Source organism: Pseudomonas arabinosi (assembly GCF_047758675.1).
Classification (GTDB): Bacteria; Pseudomonadota; Gammaproteobacteria; order Pseudomonadales; family Pseudomonadaceae; genus Aquipseudomonas; species Aquipseudomonas arabinosi.
Genome location: NZ_CP180480.1, coordinates 1919383 through 1938885, shown reverse-complemented (window position 1 = coordinate 1938885; position 19503 = coordinate 1919383). Strand labels below are relative to the sequence as shown.

21 protein-coding genes and 1 tRNA gene are annotated in these 19503 nt (G+C 51.8%); 11 read left to right on the top strand and 11 right to left on the bottom strand.

Annotation, left to right across the window (positions count from 1 at the left end):
* Positions 1–53: 53 nt before the first annotated feature.
* Entirely contained in the window at positions 54–245 is a 192-nt protein-coding gene (locus ACMXYJ_RS09040) for a YegP family protein (RefSeq protein WP_415759530.1), read from the bottom strand.
* A gap of 290 nt (positions 246–535) precedes the next feature.
* On the bottom strand, positions 536–862 hold the full coding sequence (locus ACMXYJ_RS09035; RefSeq protein ID WP_415759529.1) for a hypothetical protein: 327 nt from the start codon (positions 860–862) through the stop codon (positions 536–538).
* A gap of 141 nt (positions 863–1003) precedes the next feature.
* Here ACMXYJ_RS09035 and ACMXYJ_RS09030 point away from each other — a divergent pair, with 141 nt between their 5' ends.
* From ACMXYJ_RS09030 to ACMXYJ_RS09000, 7 genes are all read left to right on the top strand, one after another.
* Entirely contained in the window at positions 1004–2251 is a 1248-nt protein-coding gene (locus ACMXYJ_RS09030; RefSeq protein WP_415759528.1) for an MFS transporter, read from the top strand.
* Between the two features lie 209 nt (positions 2252–2460).
* On the top strand, positions 2461–4002 hold the full coding sequence (locus ACMXYJ_RS09025) for a tyrosine-type recombinase/integrase (protein WP_415759527.1): 1542 nt from the start codon (positions 2461–2463) through the stop codon (positions 4000–4002).
* Positions 4003–5396: 1394 nt separating this feature from the next.
* Positions 5397–5573 (top strand): hypothetical protein, encoded by a 177-nt coding sequence (locus tag ACMXYJ_RS09020; RefSeq protein ID WP_415759526.1) that lies wholly within the window; start codon positions 5397–5399, stop codon positions 5571–5573.
* A 232-nt stretch (positions 5574–5805) separates the two neighbouring features.
* Positions 5806–7203, top strand: a complete 1398-nt coding sequence (locus ACMXYJ_RS09015; RefSeq protein WP_415759525.1) for a hypothetical protein — start codon at positions 5806–5808, stop codon at positions 7201–7203.
* A 173-nt stretch (positions 7204–7376) separates the two neighbouring features.
* Positions 7377–7844, top strand: coding sequence for a hypothetical protein (locus ACMXYJ_RS09010; RefSeq protein WP_415759524.1), 468 nt, complete (start codon positions 7377–7379; stop codon positions 7842–7844).
* A gap of 23 nt (positions 7845–7867) precedes the next feature.
* A complete protein-coding gene (locus ACMXYJ_RS09005; protein WP_415759523.1) occupies positions 7868–8104 on the top strand; it encodes a hypothetical protein in 237 nt (78 codons plus the stop codon).
* Between the two features lie 186 nt (positions 8105–8290).
* Positions 8291–8557, top strand: coding sequence for a hypothetical protein (locus tag ACMXYJ_RS09000; RefSeq protein ID WP_415759522.1), 267 nt, complete (start codon positions 8291–8293; stop codon positions 8555–8557).
* A 315-nt stretch (positions 8558–8872) separates the two neighbouring features.
* Here the strand turns inward: ACMXYJ_RS09000 and ACMXYJ_RS08995 are convergent, their stop codons facing one another.
* Positions 8873–10519 (bottom strand): restriction endonuclease, encoded by a 1647-nt coding sequence (locus tag ACMXYJ_RS08995; protein WP_415759521.1) that lies wholly within the window; start codon positions 10517–10519, stop codon positions 8873–8875.
* 181 nt (positions 10520–10700) lie between these two features.
* Between ACMXYJ_RS08995 and ACMXYJ_RS08990 the strand changes: the two genes are divergently transcribed.
* Positions 10701–11408, top strand: coding sequence for a recombinase family protein (locus tag ACMXYJ_RS08990; protein WP_415759520.1), 708 nt, complete (start codon positions 10701–10703; stop codon positions 11406–11408).
* Between the two features lie 716 nt (positions 11409–12124).
* Here the strand turns inward: ACMXYJ_RS08990 and ACMXYJ_RS08985 are convergent.
* On the bottom strand, positions 12125–12436 hold the full coding sequence (locus ACMXYJ_RS08985) for a hypothetical protein (RefSeq protein ID WP_415759519.1): 312 nt from the start codon (positions 12434–12436) through the stop codon (positions 12125–12127).
* Positions 12437–12679: 243 nt separating this feature from the next.
* Between ACMXYJ_RS08985 and ACMXYJ_RS08980 the strand changes: the two genes are divergently transcribed.
* Positions 12680–12871: a DUF1508 domain-containing protein gene (locus ACMXYJ_RS08980; protein WP_181081086.1), complete on the top strand. Its 192-nt coding sequence runs from the start codon at positions 12680–12682 to the stop codon at positions 12869–12871.
* A gap of 89 nt (positions 12872–12960) precedes the next feature.
* Here the strand turns inward: ACMXYJ_RS08980 and ACMXYJ_RS08975 are convergent.
* From ACMXYJ_RS08975 to dapA, 5 genes are all read right to left on the bottom strand, one after another.
* Positions 12961–13050, bottom strand: a tRNA-Ser gene (locus ACMXYJ_RS08975).
* A gap of 83 nt (positions 13051–13133) precedes the next feature.
* Positions 13134–13847, bottom strand: coding sequence for a phosphoribosylaminoimidazolesuccinocarboxamide synthase (purC, locus tag ACMXYJ_RS08970; RefSeq protein ID WP_008034929.1), 714 nt, complete (start codon positions 13845–13847; stop codon positions 13134–13136).
* 28 nt (positions 13848–13875) lie between these two features.
* On the bottom strand, positions 13876–14634 hold the full coding sequence (locus tag ACMXYJ_RS08965) for an MBL fold metallo-hydrolase (RefSeq protein WP_008153089.1): 759 nt from the start codon (positions 14632–14634) through the stop codon (positions 13876–13878).
* A gap of 4 nt (positions 14635–14638) precedes the next feature.
* Positions 14639–15754 carry an outer membrane protein assembly factor BamC gene (gene bamC / locus ACMXYJ_RS08960; protein WP_415759518.1) on the bottom strand — a complete coding sequence of 372 codons (1116 nt, stop codon included), beginning with the start codon at positions 15752–15754 and terminating at the stop codon, positions 14639–14641.
* A gap of 17 nt (positions 15755–15771) precedes the next feature.
* Positions 15772–16650, bottom strand: coding sequence for a 4-hydroxy-tetrahydrodipicolinate synthase (gene dapA, locus ACMXYJ_RS08955; protein ID WP_074874285.1), 879 nt, complete (start codon positions 16648–16650; stop codon positions 15772–15774).
* Positions 16651–16979: 329 nt separating this feature from the next.
* Between dapA and ACMXYJ_RS08950 the strand changes: the two genes are divergently transcribed.
* Positions 16980–17540 (top strand): glycine cleavage system protein R, encoded by a 561-nt coding sequence (locus ACMXYJ_RS08950; protein WP_008034925.1) that lies wholly within the window; start codon positions 16980–16982, stop codon positions 17538–17540.
* A 10-nt stretch (positions 17541–17550) separates the two neighbouring features.
* Positions 17551–18024: a peroxiredoxin gene (locus ACMXYJ_RS08945; RefSeq protein ID WP_008153083.1), complete on the top strand. Its 474-nt coding sequence runs from the start codon at positions 17551–17553 to the stop codon at positions 18022–18024.
* A 135-nt stretch (positions 18025–18159) separates the two neighbouring features.
* On the opposite strand, the gene ACMXYJ_RS08940 is transcribed toward ACMXYJ_RS08945, so the two are convergent.
* Together ACMXYJ_RS08940 and ACMXYJ_RS08935 are read right to left on the bottom strand one after the other, a co-directional pair.
* Positions 18160–19230, bottom strand: a complete 1071-nt coding sequence (locus tag ACMXYJ_RS08940; protein ID WP_415759517.1) for an AI-2E family transporter — start codon at positions 19228–19230, stop codon at positions 18160–18162.
* A 31-nt stretch (positions 19231–19261) separates the two neighbouring features.
* Positions 19262–19501: a sulfurtransferase TusA family protein gene (locus tag ACMXYJ_RS08935; protein WP_020300476.1), complete on the bottom strand. Its 240-nt coding sequence runs from the start codon at positions 19499–19501 to the stop codon at positions 19262–19264.
* Between the last annotated feature and the right edge of the window lie 2 nt (positions 19502–19503).

Genomic DNA, 19503 nt, shown 5'->3' with positions numbered 1-19503 from the left:
GCCGCCCGATAAAAACGAAGCTGCTCTGACCGAGCAGCTTCACCACCTGAAGCCTAGATTTCCTTGACCGGCGTCTGAAGGTGGGTCCCTTTGATCAAACTGATGGCATGCACACAATCAGACTTGTTGACGTAAGCCTCCCCGCTGGCAATCGTTTCATGATTTCCCGCCCTCAAACGCCACCGCCATTGACCTTTGCCTGTCTGTGCGATGCCGCGGGTTTGCCTGTAAATCTCAAAATACATTGCTCGCTCCTTGCGATTGCTGATGACGGCAGATCAGTGATCTGCGAAACCAGAGTAGATGAGGTTTTTTTGAGGCAGAGTCTTTCAATGTCAGGGGATGTTTCGCAGATCCAGCCTTGATTGGCGGGACGACCAATAGATTCGGGGGGCGGTAAATTGGGTGACTGCGCTGAGTAACTTTTCCCTTGAAGAGGCATATTTTTCTTACGCTGCGGTGCTGTCTGGTCCGACACAAAAACCCTGATTCGAGCCTTGGGTGATCGCCCAGTAATCCTTGCCATACAGACTGTTCACTGATTTTTCTGCTGAGTTGAATCGTCAGCTGACAGGGCCAAAGGCTGTTCTTCCATCAGCACGGCATCTTCCTCAAGTTCTGTTTGAGGTTGAGCCGGGTCAGGATGGGGCAGGAAACCCCGTACAGCCCTTTCAATCAGTGAAAGGATTCCATAGGTAATGAAGCCAAAGATCAGTCCAACCACCAAAATGCTCAAGGGGTGCATCTGCGCTGCGTCGGGGCTTTCCAACATGTAGTTAAAAGCCTGAACAGCAACGGTCAGGCAAGCCGCAAATGCTGCCACCAGCTTCACAAACACCCAAAACCGTCGCCATCTGTTCATGCATTCCCCCGTCATCCGGTGATTTGCTCTGTATTGCATGATAGCTAATGACCAGGGTTACAACGTAAGCCAGAAAAAGCAGATGTGGGATCACGAGGCGCTATAAGCTGCCTTATGCCAAACAGGCTTTCGAGGCCCATGATGAAAACCACTGACAAGTCGGATGGCATTTCGACTACTGCGCCAATCGAGAAGGCGTCAACCGGCAATGTCTGGCGCACCATGCCTGGTGGCATTTGGGCGTTGGGCTTCGTCTCGATGCTGATGGACATCTCCTCAGAGATGATCCATGCATTGTTGCCGCTCTATATGGTGACAGTACTGGGTACCTCCGTTTTGGCCGTGGGTCTCATCGAAGGCATAGCCGAGGCTACAGCCTCGATCACCAAGGTATTCTCCGGGGCACTCAGTGATCGACTGGGCAAGCGCAAACTGCTCGCGGCGCTGGGCTATGGGCTGGGGGCACTGTCCAAACCGATCTTTCCTTTGGCGGGCTCGCTGGACTGGCTGATCGGGGCTCGCTTTATCGACCGCATTGGCAAAGGTATTCGCGGCGCCCCGCGCGATGCATTGGTGGCCGACATCACGCCGCCCGAGATACGGGGGGCAGCTTTCGGCCTGCGGCAAACGCTGGATACCGTGGGTGCATTCCTGGGGCCGTTGCTGGCGATCGGATTGATGTGGCTAACCGCGAATCACTTCCAGACTGTGTTCTGGGTGGCCGTCATCCCGGCCTTCCTTGCCGTCGCGGTGCTGCTGGTGTTCGTTCATGAGCCCAAACAAGTGGAAGGCACGCGCCGGGTGCGTGCGCCTTTGAGCCGGCGGGAATTGGCCCGACTGGGCGCAGGCTACTGGTGGGTGATGGGTGTCGCTGCGGTGTTCACCCTGGCGCGTTTCAGCGAAGCGTTTCTGATTCTGCGCGGTCAGGCCGTCGGGCTCGCGCCGATGTGGGCGCCAGCGGTGCTTGTCCTGATGGGGGTGGCGTACTCACTGTCAGCCTATCCCGCCGGAGCCTTGTCTGATCGTGTCAGCCGCGTGGCGGTGCTCGGCGTAGGCCTGATCTTGCTGATTGCTGCCGACCTGACTCTGGCGTTCGCGCCAGGTATCGAAGGCCTGGTCGTCGGCGTCGTTCTATGGGGGCTGCACATGGGGTTTACCCAAGGGATATTCGCCGCCCTGATCGCCGATTGCGCGCCTGCTGAACTGCGCGGGACGGCATTTGGCATGTTCCATCTGTTGACCGGGTTGGCCTTGCTGCTGGCCAGCGTCATCGCCGGGGCACTGTGGGACACGGTAGGCTTCCAAGGCACGTTCTTGATGGGTGGGGGCTTTGCTGTTCTGACTTTGCTGGGATTGTGGGTGATCCAGGCGAGAGTTCAGCTTCGATAGCAAAGAGCGCCCGGAACGAAATGCCAGAAACGAAAAAGCCCCTGAAATCTTTAACAATTTCAGGGGCTTAGTCTTATTCAATAATGGCGGAGAGATAGGGACTCTCGAAAACCATCTACCCACCCCAGCAACCACGGTATTACAGGGCCTTAAGCTCGTATAGTAGTAGAAAATAGTAGTAGAATTCAGCTCTCATCCGAGGGCGACTCATGGCAGACCATATTTTCCAAAAGAAAGGCGAATCCACTTGGTATGTACGTCTCGACATTCCTAAAGACGTGCAGTTGGCCTTTGACAATCGCAAGGTGCTAATCCAATCGCTGAAGACAGGCCTACGCTCTGAGGCCATGGAACGCCGCCTAGCTTGGCTCGCTAGATGGAAAGCCGATATCAACGCTGCCAGAGACAGGAAGCTGTCACAGCGGGATGAATGGAAAGAGGAAATCCAAGACCTGACCCGACGGAATCAAGCAAGCAAGGAAAAATGGATTCCAACCCTCTTCCTGCCTCGCTCCAAGGATGCCACTCCATCCCAAGACATACTGGCATATACGGAATCGCTGGCTCCGACTCTTAAGGAGCTATATGACGGAGGCATGGAGGGTCCGGTCGCAGCGTTCATTGAAACCTACAACGAGTACCTGGAAGGTCTGAGCCAGAAGATGACGCCGGGGCAAGGCGCTGACCTTGGGGCGAAAATCTCAGATGCCTTTGCAAAGCTGCACATGGAGATCACAGCCGAGTATTACGACCTATCGCCGGATGAGCGTCAGGACATGCAGGAGCTTGCCACCGATCCTCAAAGCTATAAGCCCAAATCACCCATCACTCCAGCCCGTGTGCTGAAGCTGAGGGCGTTTCTTGAGAAGGTTGGCAAAGATCCCAAGACCATCGACACCTTAGTGAAGCGCGTAGAGCTATTCAGTGCCTATGTACGGCAGCAAGGGCTACCCATCAGCTTTGACCTTGTGTCTGCCTATCTGGATCAGCTCACAGACACTAAAGGTGTACCGCTCACATCCAAGACCAAGAAGCAGCATATATGGGCAGGTAACACGTTCTGGAAATGGGCCATCAAATATGATGAAGACTGGCGTCAGCAGTACAAAGGCCAGCCCTCCCCATTTGAAAAACACGACCTACCCGTGGTCAAAGGTGAGTCAGTCAGTTGGGCTGTATTCAGTCGCAAGGACGTGGAGCGATTGCACGCTGCTGCCTTGGAGAAGGAAGACAAGCCGCTGGCTGACCTGATCGCCCTAGCCGCCTACACAGGGGCAAGGCTTGAGGAGATAGGTCGAGTCCACCGCGACACCATCACCCTCAAAGATAATGTTCCGATTGCCTTCTCAATTTTAGAGAGCAAAACAGAGGCCGGTGTCCGTGAGGTTCCGATCCATATCGCCATTGCCCCGCTTGTTCAGTCCCTATTAGATGCATCAGAAGACGGATACCTGCTAAAAGGTCGAGCGCTTGGGGAAACCAACAAATATGGCAACCGACTTGATGCTGTAGGAAAACGCTTTGGACGTCTAAAGACTGCTGCAAAATTTGATAAATCATTTGTGCTGCACTCAATTCGCAAAACCGCAATCACTGAGGTGCATCGGGCCGGAGCAGATGTATCAGTGATGCCTGCATTATTTGGTCATGAAACCGGAATGATCACCTTCGACCTATATTCGGCAGGGCCAAGCCTTGAACAAAAGACCAAAGTGATTGAGCTACTTTCGTACAAATTTAATTTGACGTGATACCTCCTTCATAACACCTTGCGAATTGACTCTGGGTAGATCGTCACGAAATAGAGCAAGGGCCGTGCATTTAAACGTATGTGATCACGGTATTTCGGGGGAGTTTTTAAAGGTTGGAGACGTTTCCAGCTTAAACCCGTGTCCGTGGTTGGTTTTGAGGTTAACGTCGTTTTGAAGGCTAGCTCTTCCACTGAAACTTTATTTAAACCAACCAATTCCCAAAACTTGTTTAATACTGTAGAATGGATGCCCTCGCTAGTTTATTCTTTCGTGTTAGCTGGCCTTTTTATGGTTCGGCTAGGTACGTGCCCTTAAGAAGTGGTTATATTCGTCGTACAATTGCAACTAGTTGTCGCAACTAGATAAGTAATTAGCTTTAAAGTTTGATATTCTTTATGGACTGGCAGTTTTTATTAAGCGCAAGCCTAGATTCATGTAATTTAGATACTCTAGCCCAACTGTACTGGTAATATAAGTTTAACTTTGTTTAACTGTATCTGTACAAAATCGAGTTTTATTTAGTATAATAAGATGAGAAAGGGAAGAAAGCAGAGATGAAAAAAATCTGCCTCTCTCTTTTATTAAGTCAGCTCCATCCTCTCGCTTACCCCTCGTTATAAAAAACATCGACCTGATGGTGCTTATTAGAGTTTGCTCCCGCAGGTCAATGTGAGTTGATATTGTTCCTTCTTGCAATGTCACCTCATTAAAAAACTCCTTGAGTTTCAAACCACATCTCGTGCTAGCAATGTAGGCCGAGTGTGGTTTGTTTTTTGATTTAAATCTTTTATTCCACCCACAATTTAGCTCACCAATTCCCTTTGGAGAAATACCCATGCCTATAACAATTAGGCCCTGCATCGTTTGTCACTCCCTTATGAAATGCGCAAGAAACAACAAGTACGCCTGCTCAAATCTCTGTCATTCGAAAATGCATAAACGAAGAGTCAAGCTTGGTCTGAACACGAATGACATCATCTCACTGTACAAGAAAGAACTTGAAGCCACCCATGAGACACCAGCCGAGGAAGAAACCTATGAACCAATGCTTAGTTTGTAACGCTGACTTTGAACCGACCAACGCAAACCATAAATACTGTTCCAATTTGTGCGTGGTCCGTATTTACGGCTTGCGTAAAAAGGTAAGAGAGCAAATTAACGCAACCTTGAAGACATTGAGAACTCCTGATGCTCTCAAGACGTTTGATACATCTCTTCAAGACGTATTAGAGGTTTTTACATGAGAAACAATATCTACATAAACGATAAATGCTACACGAAAGAGACACTGCTAATTGAGCTTTGCCTTCTCGCCGGTCTTCAAGGGCTCAGTTTGCGACAAAACGTCAGCGTTAGCGAACTGGTAAACAAATACATTGCAGAAGGAATTAAAAATGACACAAGCCAGCCATGACACAAAAGTAATTCGAATTGCTCTTCCCTTAGATTTGATTGCTTTGCTGGAAGAAGAAGCCCGCGACTATGAAAGCTTCACTAAGACTGTGCAAGCCGTTGTACGTCGATACTTCCTACACCAAGAACTGAAGAAAGAGTTTAGTAAGCTGCGGTAGATAGTATAGATGATTCCTACATCCACCTCAAACCTTGATATTTAAAGGCCTCTAGCCATTCAACAGGTAATAAGAATGCCAAAGATAAAAGTAAGTCTCTCTCAAGAGGCGAGTGAATTGCTATTGAAGCTTATGGATATGTATGGTCATAAATCACCAACACATACAGCTAACGTAGCATTGTTCCACCTCATGCAACTCTTAAAACAACAATCCCCTAGTGAGGATACACATGACCATCACAAGAAACAGAACATGCCTGCACTGCAATAATCCATATGTCACAGCCCAGGTCAAAAGCAAATATTGCGGTGAAGACTGCAGAACCGCTCAGAAGATCTGTAAAACAAAAGAAAAACGTCAGAAGCTTGCAGAGAAACGAGTTGTAAAATTACCTGTATCTGAAGAGTGGCTTTGGATTGCAAGAGAGGTTAGACGAGCGGGTACAGTCGAGTGCTTGCATTCTCATACAGTAGAAACACTTGAACAGCTTTTCGAACTCCGCAACTACAAATACAAAACATACGACTTCGATTTTGAAAAGAAGAGAAGTAAGTTTCATCTCTGCCATATCCAGCCGGTTAAAGGTCAAAACACAGTAGGTCTGCTTCATCCTCATAACCTGTTCATCGGCCCTAGCTTAGCGAATCAAGTTCACAGCACGAAATTTTATCAGAACGTGGGGTTGGACATCAGTCGCTTTAATCTCCAATCCCGCTGGTTGATTTCTGAAGACATGCCTGATCCGAAAATCCTACAGAAGGTGCAGAAGTATCTAGGGCCAGTATTGATCGAATATGCCAAGGTTAATCCTATTCGCACAAGTCAACGGCTGTCGTTGGCTAAATGGATTCATAAGAACGTGACGGGCTGTGTTCACACGCTAGCGAAGCTTGAGCGCATGGGCATGACGGAGCTAAGGAAGATCAGGGCTGCGTTTGAAGAGAAAGAGGTCTATCAAATGGATCTTTCTACCAAGCGATCAATCGTCGTAGCGCTGGATGAGGCTGTAAGGCTTTCTAAGCAGCTCCCACACGGCAAACACAGAGACGACATAGCTTTCCTCATTCCCGTGCTAACTGTCGCTGGAGCGTGGCTGAGCCGGCAGGACGAGCAAGATGGCCTAGCTTCAATTCTAGATCGCCCTTACGGCGTGTATTGGAACCCGGCAGAGCTTCGCGACGGAATGGATGCTTCTGACTTTCGGGATTTCATCGCCTTTCAGACTTTCCAGACGATGCAAGGAGCACCACTTGATAGAAAGATGATCTTGAACACTCTGCGCAAGTATCTACACGTTCCCGCAATGACCCCTGACTACAGCCGTAGTAATAGCAGCATGCAATCAGCGTTTAGAGATCAGTATGCTAATTTCTACTCTCAGGTGCCTGTGATTCAAAAGGCTATATTGGCTGTGGGAGTGTGTAACAGCATTCAAGAATATGAATATCTTGAAAAGGTTCGTGAAGCCGATAGGGAAATGGCGATTTTTGAGAGCTTTGGATACGAAACATGTACAGACGAACATGATTATTCAACGATCAATATTCAGATAGAGGACGATTACGTCCCTAACCCAAACAACCCACGGATAAAGAAGCACATCGAACCTATTTTCTGCGACTTCTAACAACACCCTACTAGATAGTACAACTGATTCACACTTCACACTCTAAGCCTTATATATCAAGGCTCTCAGACAATTAACACAAAAGAATCTGCTCTTGCAATAAGAGCGATACAGGCAATCTCTTTGCCTACACAAAGCCGTAAAGGCATCTTAACCATAGAAGGAAATAATATATGACCAGTACCAAACAACACGTTAGCCTTCAAAGCTTCCAGTTCGATCAGGAAGTATTTGATAAACGATTGAAGAACGCCATCTTCAGTTTCAAAAGCTCAGCGGCAGCATTGGAAACTATTCACTTGCCCGTATCTCTTGCAGTTCCAAAGATTATGGAAATGGCACAGAAAGGACGAAAACTCAGTCAGTTCCGCACCCCTCAAAACCTGAACGGATATCTGCTCGTATGTTTTGAGAAAGAAAATCTGGAAGAAGAGCTTCAGCGAATTGAACAAGAGGTGAAAGCGCAATACGAACTTGAACTGGAAGCAGACAAGGAACGAAACATTCAGCTCCTGGCTCAGCAGTTGTTCGATCAAAAGAAAGCAAAAGAAGCCAAGGCTCTTCAAGTAAAAGAAGAGAAGGAAATGGCCGCTGCTTTGGCTGAAGCTCAGGAAGTATTCCAGAACCTCAACACCAATTAATCCAATAAGTACGGAGTTACAATATGATGAAGAATGTGTTATTTCCAAAGACCCGCGAAGAGAAACTTCTAAGCGCCCAGTATTTCAGCAAGACTGCAAACGCCCCAAAGCCTGCTGAACCAGTAGCCGCTGTAAAGCCAAAGCTGTCAGATGATGAGATTCAAGTCTATGTAGATCTGTTGCTTGAAGCGAGCAAGCCTACAGAACCTGTAGATCACACCAAGGAGATACTATTGAAGAGATTCCCTAAACAGGATTAAGCAAGCAGGAATCGAGCTAACAGGAGATTGGGAGGCATAAGTCTTCCCACTCCTTTACACCCTGCATGTTTGTTGGATTATTGACTCCAACTGTTTAGCACGATGCATTTCTCCGCCAATAATGTAATATTATAACGCGCAGAGGAATAATAAGTTAAAACGATATCAAATAAGAAGGATTAGAGATTGAATAATGTTGCAATTGCCGTCTTAGGCCTGTTCGGACTCATAAGTGTTATCTGTATTTCATTGCTGACATTTGCTTTGATCACAGCGAAGGCTGACCATAGTAGTGATGATGCGATCCGGCAGAGAATGGATTCACTGGCTCACTACATCGAACAGAAAATTAATAATACTGCTGAAAGGCAAGACAGGGTAAATAACGATATGGAAGCACACGTTAGAATTTTAGATGCTCGAATCAAAATGCTGCAAGGCCGTAGCCAATGACGTATTTTTACTGGTTCATCTTAAAGAGTTCAACAGACAATCCAGACAGCAACACAAAGCCTTCTATTAGCCTGTTCTCGCCACTTAAAGAGCGCTGGCAGTATCTAGATAGGTCCGGGCGCTGGTCAGTGCAGATTGAATCTGAAGTCACTCCCAGCGAAGCCGTAGGCTTATATTACGGGCTTACTGCGATGTCACGGAGCTGGATAAATGGCGCTGTGTTCGTTAGTGGCATAGCCGTTGGTGGGCCATGGGACTCTGGGGCATTCCCTGCATTTGTTAACACCTACGAGCTGACCTACGCAGGCACTGAGCTTATTCCATTGGCATAACTATTCGTGCATTCACGCCTACTTCTTGAAGGTAGTGCAGCAATCCACCACCGTCGATTAATTCAATAGGCTTATCTTTTGCAAAATTGAATGCATCGGGGCCGTAACCGCTTGTTGTGACCAAAATACCCTTGTTCGCCCCTTCGTGCCTCATGGTCCCATACAAATCTCGTACCGCTGAAACTCCAACGGTATGTCTATACCTCTTAGCTTGAATAACTACTTTACCGCCAATAATTGGACGAAGATCATAGGCAACACAGTCAACTCCTCCATCTCTTGATGACTGCGTTAATTTAGCATCCAGCCCCATGTCTTGGAATAGCTTAACTATCAGCTTCTCAAACTCGTACGGGTTTAGATCCATGAGATTCTGAGCTGACGTTAAGAAGGACAAATCTCCCTGTTCCACAAAGCGACGGTCTTTCATATTGAATTCTATAATAGGTTTTACAGCTTGCAAATCCGAAGCACTCCCAGATACATGGGAGCCAAGGTTTCGGACACATAATCTAGCATCGACATGAGCCAGATCAATTTGCTGAAATTTCTCTTTCGTCACCCTGGTCGATATCAAGCATGGCCTGACTTTGATGCCCGTTGACCGGTCTATCGTGTCCAGATAGCCGTTGAAACAGCAAACCTCTATCAGGCTTCCCCTGTCTGACTCAAACACCTCATAGAGCGCTTTCAAGGCGATAGCGGAAATCAGCCCAGTGTAGTCATCGTCAATGTCTTTTTGTTTTCTGTTCCTACTGACTATCTTATCGCTGGCTTTTACAAATCTAAAATCACCGGAATGGGGCACCACTTCAACCCTAGGTAGATCAAAGTCGACTATCAACTGCTTAGAAGCGCTGGCGTAAACGGTTTTTATTTTTCGAGATAGCCACTTGGGGTAAGGAGAAGCCTCAAGTATTTTTTTGGCATAAGCCGCAACAACGAACTCATCACCGGCCAAATAATTATGGGAGAGTCTATCGCGTTTTTGGTGTACAGATTCATTATGGGCAACGGCTTCAGAAAGCTGTCTTTCAAATTCAGTCTTGTGCAACAGTAGAGAGGCGATCCGGCTCTGTTCGCCTTGCTCCCAGGCGACTACAGCATGATGATAAAGATAAGATTGCTCTTCATCGGCATCAATTTGCCGTCTTTCATGGCCTGGATAAAATCTGCTTAACGACTCCCTGATCTTGCTTTTCCTGTAGTTTTCTACCTTTGGTAGCGAAGCGGCTTGTACAAGTTCAGCGGGGACAGAAGAGATAGGTAGCGGCACATAGTCATACAGCGTATTGAAATCAAGAGAATGCGTCGCTGCAAGACTTTCCCTCAAGATGCTTTTGTAAGCTCGAAAGATCTCTTCGTTTCTTTGGTTGTTTGATGCAGCTTCCGCTTCCCGACGTTGGGTGTGCTGTTCCTTCCTTTCTCGGACGGACAATGGGTAGCTCACCTCTTCCTCATAATCGTCTTCCTCATAATCGACAGGGACCGTTTCAGCCCTATCAGCAAAACGCCCAACCAAAGGATTCACTTTTTTGATCACCCAAGGTTGATTGGAGCGAAGCCACCTCCAAAACTCAGCCACGTAGTAGATTACGAACGTGATCAGGAGCACATAGAAAAATTCCATCTTACGGGCCTTCCATGGTTTGGCAGAAGACGTTACATGCCTAAGTGTAAGGCAGATTGCCACTGCAAGAGGGTTCCATCAAGCGCTGGCTGTAGTGAAAACCAGTCATATCATTCCATTGACGTTCGTCTGCGATATGATATGATCGACCCATCAACAGGAATTGACGGGAATCACCACCATGAAAGTAGTCAGCTATCTTCGAGTCAGTACAGTCAAACAAGGCGAGTCGGGCTTGGGTCTGGAAGCTCAGCGTGACTACATCGCCCTTGCAGCTAAGGCGAAAGGCTGGGAAATCATCGCTGAATTCGTTGATACCGCATCGGGCACGATAGCGCCAACAGATCGCCCTGAATGCATCAAGGCAATGAACACGGCTAAGGAGGCTGGTGCAATCCTCGTAGTGGCAAAACTCGACCGTATCTCACGTGATGTTGAACACATCGCGGGTCTGATGAAACGGGCTTCCTTCAAGGTCGCCACAATGCCAGACGCTGATGCTTTCCAGCTTCACATTTACGCCGCACTTGCACAGCAGGAACGAGAGTTCATAAGCCAACGCACCAAAGACGCTCTAGGCTCGCTGAAGCAACGTGCTGAAAATGGGGATGCATCGGCTCAGGCTAAGATTGAAAGGCGTGATGCTGGTCGTAAGGAGGCTCATAAGGTTGGACCTAAGGCAGCAACAGCAGCCAAGGTAGAGAAGGCAGACATTTACGCTCAGACTGTTAAGAACCACATCAAGGCAGCAAGCTTTGACGGAATCAAAACTCTTGCTGGGGTAGCAGCCTATCTCAACAATCAGTCGATCAAGACTAGCCGTGGTGCTGAGTTCACCCCCATGACAGTGAGCCGATTGGTTCAACGCCTCGGTATCACCTTTCCCTAAGTCGAAACGGGCTATTACAGGGGCTTTTCCACCCTTCTGAGACGTTCTAGCGCCTCTCCCAATACAACGCCCGGGGTAGCTTCAAGCGCCCCTGAAACATCAGATATTCGGCAAAGATAGCGGCCCCTGCCATTGAAAAATCAAGTACTGCTTAATGCCCCTGCGCAAGCGACTGTGGAAAACGGTCTTGGTTACTTAAAGGTGTTCAGGTGCGGTGCCATACAGTTTGAGAAGTTCGTCCACCACATCGCTGTCGGGAGATCGCCAGATATCTTCGTTTCCTTTGTCCACCATCGAGCTTGATGATTTCAAGTACAGTCTGAATCTGCTGGTTAGTACACGGTCTGTCGGTGGTGAGCGGTCCACTCGCCGATAATCCTTCTGCTCAGCGCCACACTTCCAGCCCCTAGGCGTTAGGTGCCATTCCGTCCATTCGTCACTGGCTGGCATGTTGCACGCCTCTGGTTAACAACCTAGTAGTTTTCATGCGGGTCTCCTGTATCCCTAGATGCTACTGCTTGCCGTGGCGTACTGCTATCAACCATTTGTCTTGTGTGGCTATTTAGTGTCGATGCCCTAGCGTCTCCTGAGGCGTTTCAAGATCGTCTGTCCGATCCAGCTCTTCTGCCATGTTCCACTTTCCGTGTAGTGCTGTATCGAAGAGGTGGGTTTGCCGGGTGCCCTGCCTGCCATCACGTCACAGAGTAGAACTAGGTCTAGGTATTTTCCTTGGGCGAGTAGTCACCGTAGGCGTACCCCAGCTGTGTCGTTCCCTGTTCCCGCTCACGCTGGTACATGTCACTCAGGGTCCACTTCAGCCGGTCGTATTCAACCTTCAATGCTGCCAGCTCCGTCGAGCTTTCGCGGTACATTACGATCATTCCGGCGATGGTCTTGTGAGCCCTGCGTAAGTCTCTACGTGTCGTCTCAAGCTCAGAACACAGTAGATCACATTGGTGCTTGAGCATTTCCTCACGAGTGGGGAAGCCCAGTTCAAACCCAGAATCATCAATCAAATCTTCGTCCATCACACACACCAGATACTGTACGCATAAACAGTATCTGTATGAATGGTAATGTTCAATCTGTCTGCGATGGATGGCAATTCAGTCAGTCATCTCCTTCAGTGTGCATATTTCCTCTCGATGCGATGGGTTTTGCACCGAGAACTGGCATATGGAGTTCTAGGGGGATTGGGTGCTTGTCCAAAATCAAGACTCGCCTACGCTTCACGCTGGACATGGTGTCCGCCTGAATAGAAGGAGTAGGAAATGGGCGAGGTTACGTATCCGTGCTACTGGCAGAAAAAAGACAATTCTAGGCAGTGGTACTGGATCTATTACGCTAAGAATGGAGAAGAGATTGCTAGGAGCAGTGAGAGCTACGTGAATCGATCAGATTGCACACACTCAATCAATCTGATGCAAAACTCAACTGCATCAAAGATCTTCTACACAGAGTAAAACAGAGGTATTTGAGTAGTAGAAACGAGTAGTAGAACCAGAAACGAAAAAACCCCGTAACTCATTGAATTACGGGGCTTTTCTATGTATGGCGGAGAGATAGGGATTCGAACCCTAGGTACCGGTGAAGGTACAACGGATTTCGAATCCGTCCCATTCGGCCACTCTGGCATCTCTCCAACGGCGCGCATCATAACAACACTTTTGCCGGAAGCGAACCCCCTAAGCGAAATTTTTCCGTGCTATCAGATGCTTGCGTCGATTAAAGCGGTACGCCCAGACGATTGGCGACTTCTTCGTAGGCTTCGATGACGTCACCGAGGCCCTGACGGAAGCGGTCCTTGTCCATTTTCTTGCCGGTGGCCTTGTCCCACAGACGGCAGCCGTCCGGGCTGAATTCGTCGCCCAGGACGATGGAGCCGTCGGAGAACACGCCGAATTCCAGTTTGAAGTCGACCAGCAGCAGGCCGGCGTCGTCGAACAGTTTGCTCAGGACTTCGTTGACCTTGAGCGACAGTTCTTTCATGCGAACCAGTTGCTCGGCGGTGCCCCAACCGAATGCCACGACGTGGGATTCGTTGATGAACGGGTCGCCCTTGGCGTCGTCCTTCAGGAACAGTTCGAAGGTGTAAGGGTTGAGCTTCATGCCCTCTTCAACGCCCAGGCGCTTGACCAGGCTGCCCGCGGCGTAGTTACGCACGACGCACTCGACCGGGATCATGTCGAGTTTTTTCACCAGGCATTCGTTGTCGCCCAGCAGTTTGTCGAATTGAGTCGGCACGCCGGCCGCTTCAAGTTTCTGCATGATGAAGGCGTTGAACTTGTTGTTCACCATGCCTTTGCGGTCGAGCTGCTCGATGCGCTTGCCGTCGAACGCCGAAGTGTCGTTGCGAAACAGCAGGATCAAGCGGTCAGCGTCGTCGGTCTTGAAAACCGATTTGGCTTTGCCGCGGTAGAGTTCTTCACGTTTTTCCATGATGGGCTCCGCTTGCTAAGTAGGTGGGCTAGGCGATGTGTCGCCAGTCGAGCCCTGAATCTTGATCGGCCAGTTGCAGCCAGTCCGGGTCGCACCCGAGGGTGTCGACAAAACATTGCCGGGCCAGCTGCGGCAGGTTGTTCTTGCTGCTCAGATGGGCCAGGACCAGGTGTTGCAGGCCTTGCCAGCCCAACTCGGACACCAGGAATGCCGCCTGATGGTTGTTCAAATGCCCCAGTTCACCGCCTACCCGCTGCTTGAGAAAGTAGGGGTAGTGACCGCGAGCCAGCATGTCACGGCAATGGTTGGACTCGATCATCAACGCATCGAGGTCCCGATAGCCGTCCAGCACTTTGTTGCAGTACGAACCCAGGTCGGTCAACAGGCCGAAACGCCGCTCACCGTCACTGAAGACGTATTGCGTCGGCTCCTGTGCATCATGGGCCACGGCAATGACGCCGATGCTCAGTGCGCCGATCTGCAGTTGCTCGCCGCCGGCCAGAAGGCCAGCCGGTTCAATTGGTTTGCGCATCCCGCGCAGGGTACCGCGACTGAGGTAGACAGGCAGATTGTAGCGCCGAGACAGCAAACCCACGCCATGCACGTGGTCGGCATGTTCGTGGGTCACGAGTATCGCGCTCAGTTGCGCAGGGTTCACACCCAGGCGCAACAGGCGTTTTTCGGTTTCCCGCAGGGAGAAACCACAATCCACCAGCACATACGTGTCAGCGCTGGCTATCAGCGTGCCGTTCCCTTGGCTACCGCTGCCGAGAACGGCAAAACGCATGTGATCAGCCCAGGTTGTCCTGAATCACGCTCAATACCTTGCGCGCCACATCTGCCGGCGCCACGGTGTTGATGTTTTTCTCGACGGTGACCTGGACGTTTTCGCCAACCTTGCTCAGGCGAACCTGATAACGCTCGGCACGGGCTTCAACTTCTTCCTTGCTCGGCGCGCTGCCGAACAGGCCGCTGAAGAAACCAGGTTTCTCGTCTTTCTTCTCGGCTTTTTCAGACAGGTTGATGTAGTACAGACCCAGGCTGCGGTTGATGTCTTCAACGCGCCATTCGCCCTGTTCCAACGCACGACCGACGCTCGACCAGGCACGATCCAGATCGGTGCCGACGTTCAGGACAGGGTTGCCGCTGCCGTCTTCGCTCAGGCTGACACGACTTGGCGTATCGGAATCACGCGACGCCAGCATGGAGACCGAACCGCCCTTCTCCGAGGTGCGGCTCATGCTCGCGAGCATGTCGTCGACCAGTGCCGCGTCCAGGCCAGTGTTGACCGAACGGTTGGTGAAGGCCACGTCGGAGGTGCTGCCGGCAGGACGCTCGGCGCTGACCACGTAGATTTCACTGGTGTTGCGCTGCACGCCTGGCTCGATGCGGACCCGCACGCGGGTTTCGCTGTCGGCGCCGACACCGGCTGCGCTCAGGCGCTTGGCCATTGCGGCGGACAGTTCGTCGGAATGCTGCCAGGAGGTGGTGAATTCGCCGGTTTGCGGACGCTGTTCGTCCAGGCGGAAACCGTTGTCCTGGAAGAACTGCACAGCCACTGGCCAGGCTTCGGCCGGCGGGTTCTGAGCAACGATCCAACGCGAGTCACCGGTCTTTTGCAGGGAGTAGGCGCTGGCGTCAGCCGCTGCCGACAACGGCTGCGGACGAGGAACGATGTACTCGCCCTTGACGCTGTCATCGGCCACGTTACGCGGGATCGGCAACAGCGGATCCAGACGTTTGGCGGTGCTGACATCCGAAGGCAGTTGCATGGGTGCAGTCTGTTGCGCTTCCAGGTAATCGCTACCGCGGTCACGGAAATAACCTTCCGGGCCCCAGACCCATCCGCAGCCACTGGTGCTGGAGATGATCAAGGCAAGTGCGGAAAGTCCGGCCAATCGCTTCATGCGTAGTACTTCCTCAATTAAACCAGGACGCCGCACTGGCGCAGGGCCGTGCGAAGCGTTTCATGACAAGGTGCGCTCAGCCAGGTCAGCGGCAGGCGAATGCCTTCGTGCATCAGGCCCATTTCGACCAAAGCCCACTTCACCGGAATCGGGTTGGCTTCGATGAACAGATCCTTGTGCAGCGGCATCAATTTTTCGTTGATTGCCCGTGCAGTCTCGGCGTCGCCCTTGAGCGCGGCCTCGCACAGGTCAGCCATTTCGCGCGGGGCGACGTTGGCGGTGACGGAGATGTTGCCCTTGCCGCCCATCAGAATCAGCTCGACAGCGGTCGGATCATCGCCGGACAGCACGATGAAGTCCTTGCTCACGCCATCAAGGATTGCCTTGGCACGCTTCATGTCGCCGGTGGCTTCCTTGATACCGATGATGTTCGGCACAGTGGACAGGCGAATCACGGTCTCGGCCTGCATGTCGCAGGAGGTGCGGCCAGGAACGTTGTAGAGGATCTGTGGAATGTCGACCGCTTCAGCAATGTGCTTGAAGTGCAGGTACAAACCTTCCTGGGTCGGCTTGTTGTAGTACGGAACGACCAGCAGACAGGCGTCGGCACCGGCCTCTTTGGCGTTGCGGGTCAGTTCTACGGCTTCGCGGGTCGAGTTGGCGCCGGTACCGGCGATGACGGGAATGCGGCCATTGACCTGCTTGACCACGGCCTTGATGACGGCGATGTGTTCGTCTACATCGAGGGTTGCCGACTCGCCGGTAGTACCGACCGCGACAATGGCATGGGTGCCGTTTTCAAGGTGGAAGTCCACGAGTTTGCTGAGGCTGTCCCAGTCAAGACGCCCTTGTGCATCCATGGGTGTGACCAGTGCCACCATACTGCCCGCAATCATGAAACCGCTCCTGCCGGAAAAAGAGAGCGGTAATGGTACTGGCGCCAAGATGCTTGTACAAGCGAAGTACTGCGCTGCTGCCATTCCCCTTGGCGCTGCTTTTCGCTACCCTTCAGACTTTGATCGGTACTGATAAGCTCGTACGCCGGGTTCCAGCCTCCATTTTCGGCATCACAAGCCCCGATCCAGCGTTGCCACCCCTCGCTCTTGCCACTCTGGAGCACGTTGCAACCTTGCGGCTCGGGTTTTTTGAATTCGCATCCGCAGGCTCGCTCCCGGTAAAAAAAGCCCGTAGAAGTATCGACCGCTCATCGCTTTAGGAATGCTGCATGTCCACCCCCACAGTTCGCGAACAATTCCTTGTCATCAGTGCCCTCGGCGCCAACCCCATGGAGCTGACTAACGTCCTGTGCCGCGCCAGCCATGAAAACCGCTGCGCCGTGGTCACTTCTCGCCTGACGCGTCATGGCGAGTGCAGTGCGTTGATCCTCGAGATCTCCGGCAGCTGGGACGCCCTGGCGCGCCTCGAAGGCAGCTTGCCGAGCCTCGCCAAGAAGCACGCCTTTACGGTCAATGTGGTGCGCAGCGCAGCGCTTGAGAATCGTCCTCAAGCCCTGCCATACGTCGCTTATGTCAGCTCGGCTTACCGCTCGGACATCATTAACGAGCTGTGTCAGTTCTTCATGGACCACAACGTCGAGCTCGAGAACCTGACCTGCGACACCTATCAGGCTCCGCAAACCGGCGGCACCATGCTCAATGCCACGTTTACCGTGACCTTGCCGGCCGGCGTACAGATCAGCTGGCTGCGCGATCAGTTCCTGGATTTCGCCGATGCGCTGAACCTGGATGCCCTGATCGAACCGTGGCGCCCACAAAACCCAATGTAAGGAAGCTTTCATGGCCGTTGCCATCGACCAACCGGTTGCCGACTTCGAAGCACCCGCCACCAGCGGGCAGACCGTCAACCTCGCGAGCCTCAAAGGCAAGCAGGTGGTGATTTACTTCTATCCGAAGGACAGCACGCCAGGCTGCACCACTCAGGGTCAGGGCTTTCGTGACCAGCTCGACGCCTTTAAAGCCGCCAACACCGAAGTCTTCGGCGTGTCCCGCGACAGCCTTAAATCACACGAAAACTTCAAGGCCAAGCAGGCGTTCACCTTCGAGCTGATCAGCGACAAGGAAGAAGCGCTCTGCCAGCAGTTCGACGTGATCAAGCTGAAAAAGCTCTATGGCAAAGAATATATGGGCGTTGATCGCAGCACGTTCCTGATCGACAAGGACGGTGTGCTGCGTCAGGAATGGCGTGGTGTGAAGGTGCCGGGGCATGTGGATGCTGTTCTGGCTGCCGCTCAGGCGCTGAACAAAGCCTGATTCATCTGGCACCTGATCGGGCGCTATCGCGAGCAAGCTCGCTCCCACATTGGTTTTGTGTTCACACAGATCAAATGTGGGACCGAGCTTGCTCGGGATGAGGCCATCAGCCCCACCCTCCATTCTGGCTAGCTGTTAAAGCAACGGCGCCACCACTGGTTCCTTGCGCGGCCATGCGTCCAATACAGCCTTGAACAGGGTTGCTAGCGGAATCGCAAAGAACACACCCCAAAAGCCCCACAACCCGCCAAACAACAACACCGCGCAGATGATCGCCACTGGATGCAGATTGACCGCTTCCGAGAACAGCAGCGGCACCAGCACGTTGCCGTCCAGCACCTGGATGATTCCGTAGACCGCCATCAAATAGATGAACTGATCGCTCCAGCCCCACTGGAACAGCGCAATCAGCATGACCGGCACGGTCACCACCACTGCGCCGACGTAAGGCACCACCACCGACACGCCCACCAGCAATGCCAGCAGCGCCGCGTAGTTCAGCCCCAGAACAACGAAACCGATGTAGGTCACGCCACCGCAAATGAAAATCTCGATGACCTTGCCGCGAATGTAATTGGCGATCTGCCGGTTCATCTCGTGAGCGACGCGGGTGATCAGCGCCCGCTCACGGGGCAGGTAACCACGCACCCAGTGACCGATCATCTCCCGGTCCTTGAGAAAGAAAAACACCAGGATCGGCACCAGCACCAGGTAAATCATGATGTTCACCAGCAGCGGCAGACTCGACAGCGAGAACGTCAGCGCCCACTGACCGAACTTGCCAATCTCGCCCCGCGCCACTTCGATGGCCTGCAGCACCTGTTCGTCGGATACCAGATGCGGGTAGCGTTCGGGCAGCAGCAATAACAGCGACTGCCATTTGGCGAGCATGCCGGGTAACTCGTTGAACAGCGTAATCAACTGATGCCAGAGCAACGGCACCACAACCACGATGAACACCAGCAAAAGCCCCATGAACAACGCAAAGACCAACCCCACCGCCACCCCGCCCGGCATGCGCAGGCGCTCTAGAGTGACGACCAACCCTTGCATCAGATACGCCAGCACCATCCCGGCCAGCACTGGCGCAAGCATGCCGCCCAGCGTCAGCACGGCGGTAAACGCCAGAAACAGCAGGACCGCCAGCACCACGGCCTCTTCATCGGAGAAGTAGCGCTGAATCCAGTCGCGTAACACCTTGAACATCAATAATCCTTAGAAACGAACGCAGTAGAATTCAGGCTTTTTTCAACCAATAGCGGTAAACACCCGCTTCATCTTCTTCACGAAGCAGCGTATGACCCGCCAATCGGGCAAAGGTGCGGAAGTCACGCTGCGAGCCCGCATCGGTGGCGATTACCTTCAGCACTGCGCCGCTGGCCAGTCGATTGAGTTCCAGCTTGGCCTTGAGCAACGGCAAGGGGCAGTTCAGGCCGCTGGCGTCGAGCTCGGCGTCATGGGCTACAGCGTCGGTCATTG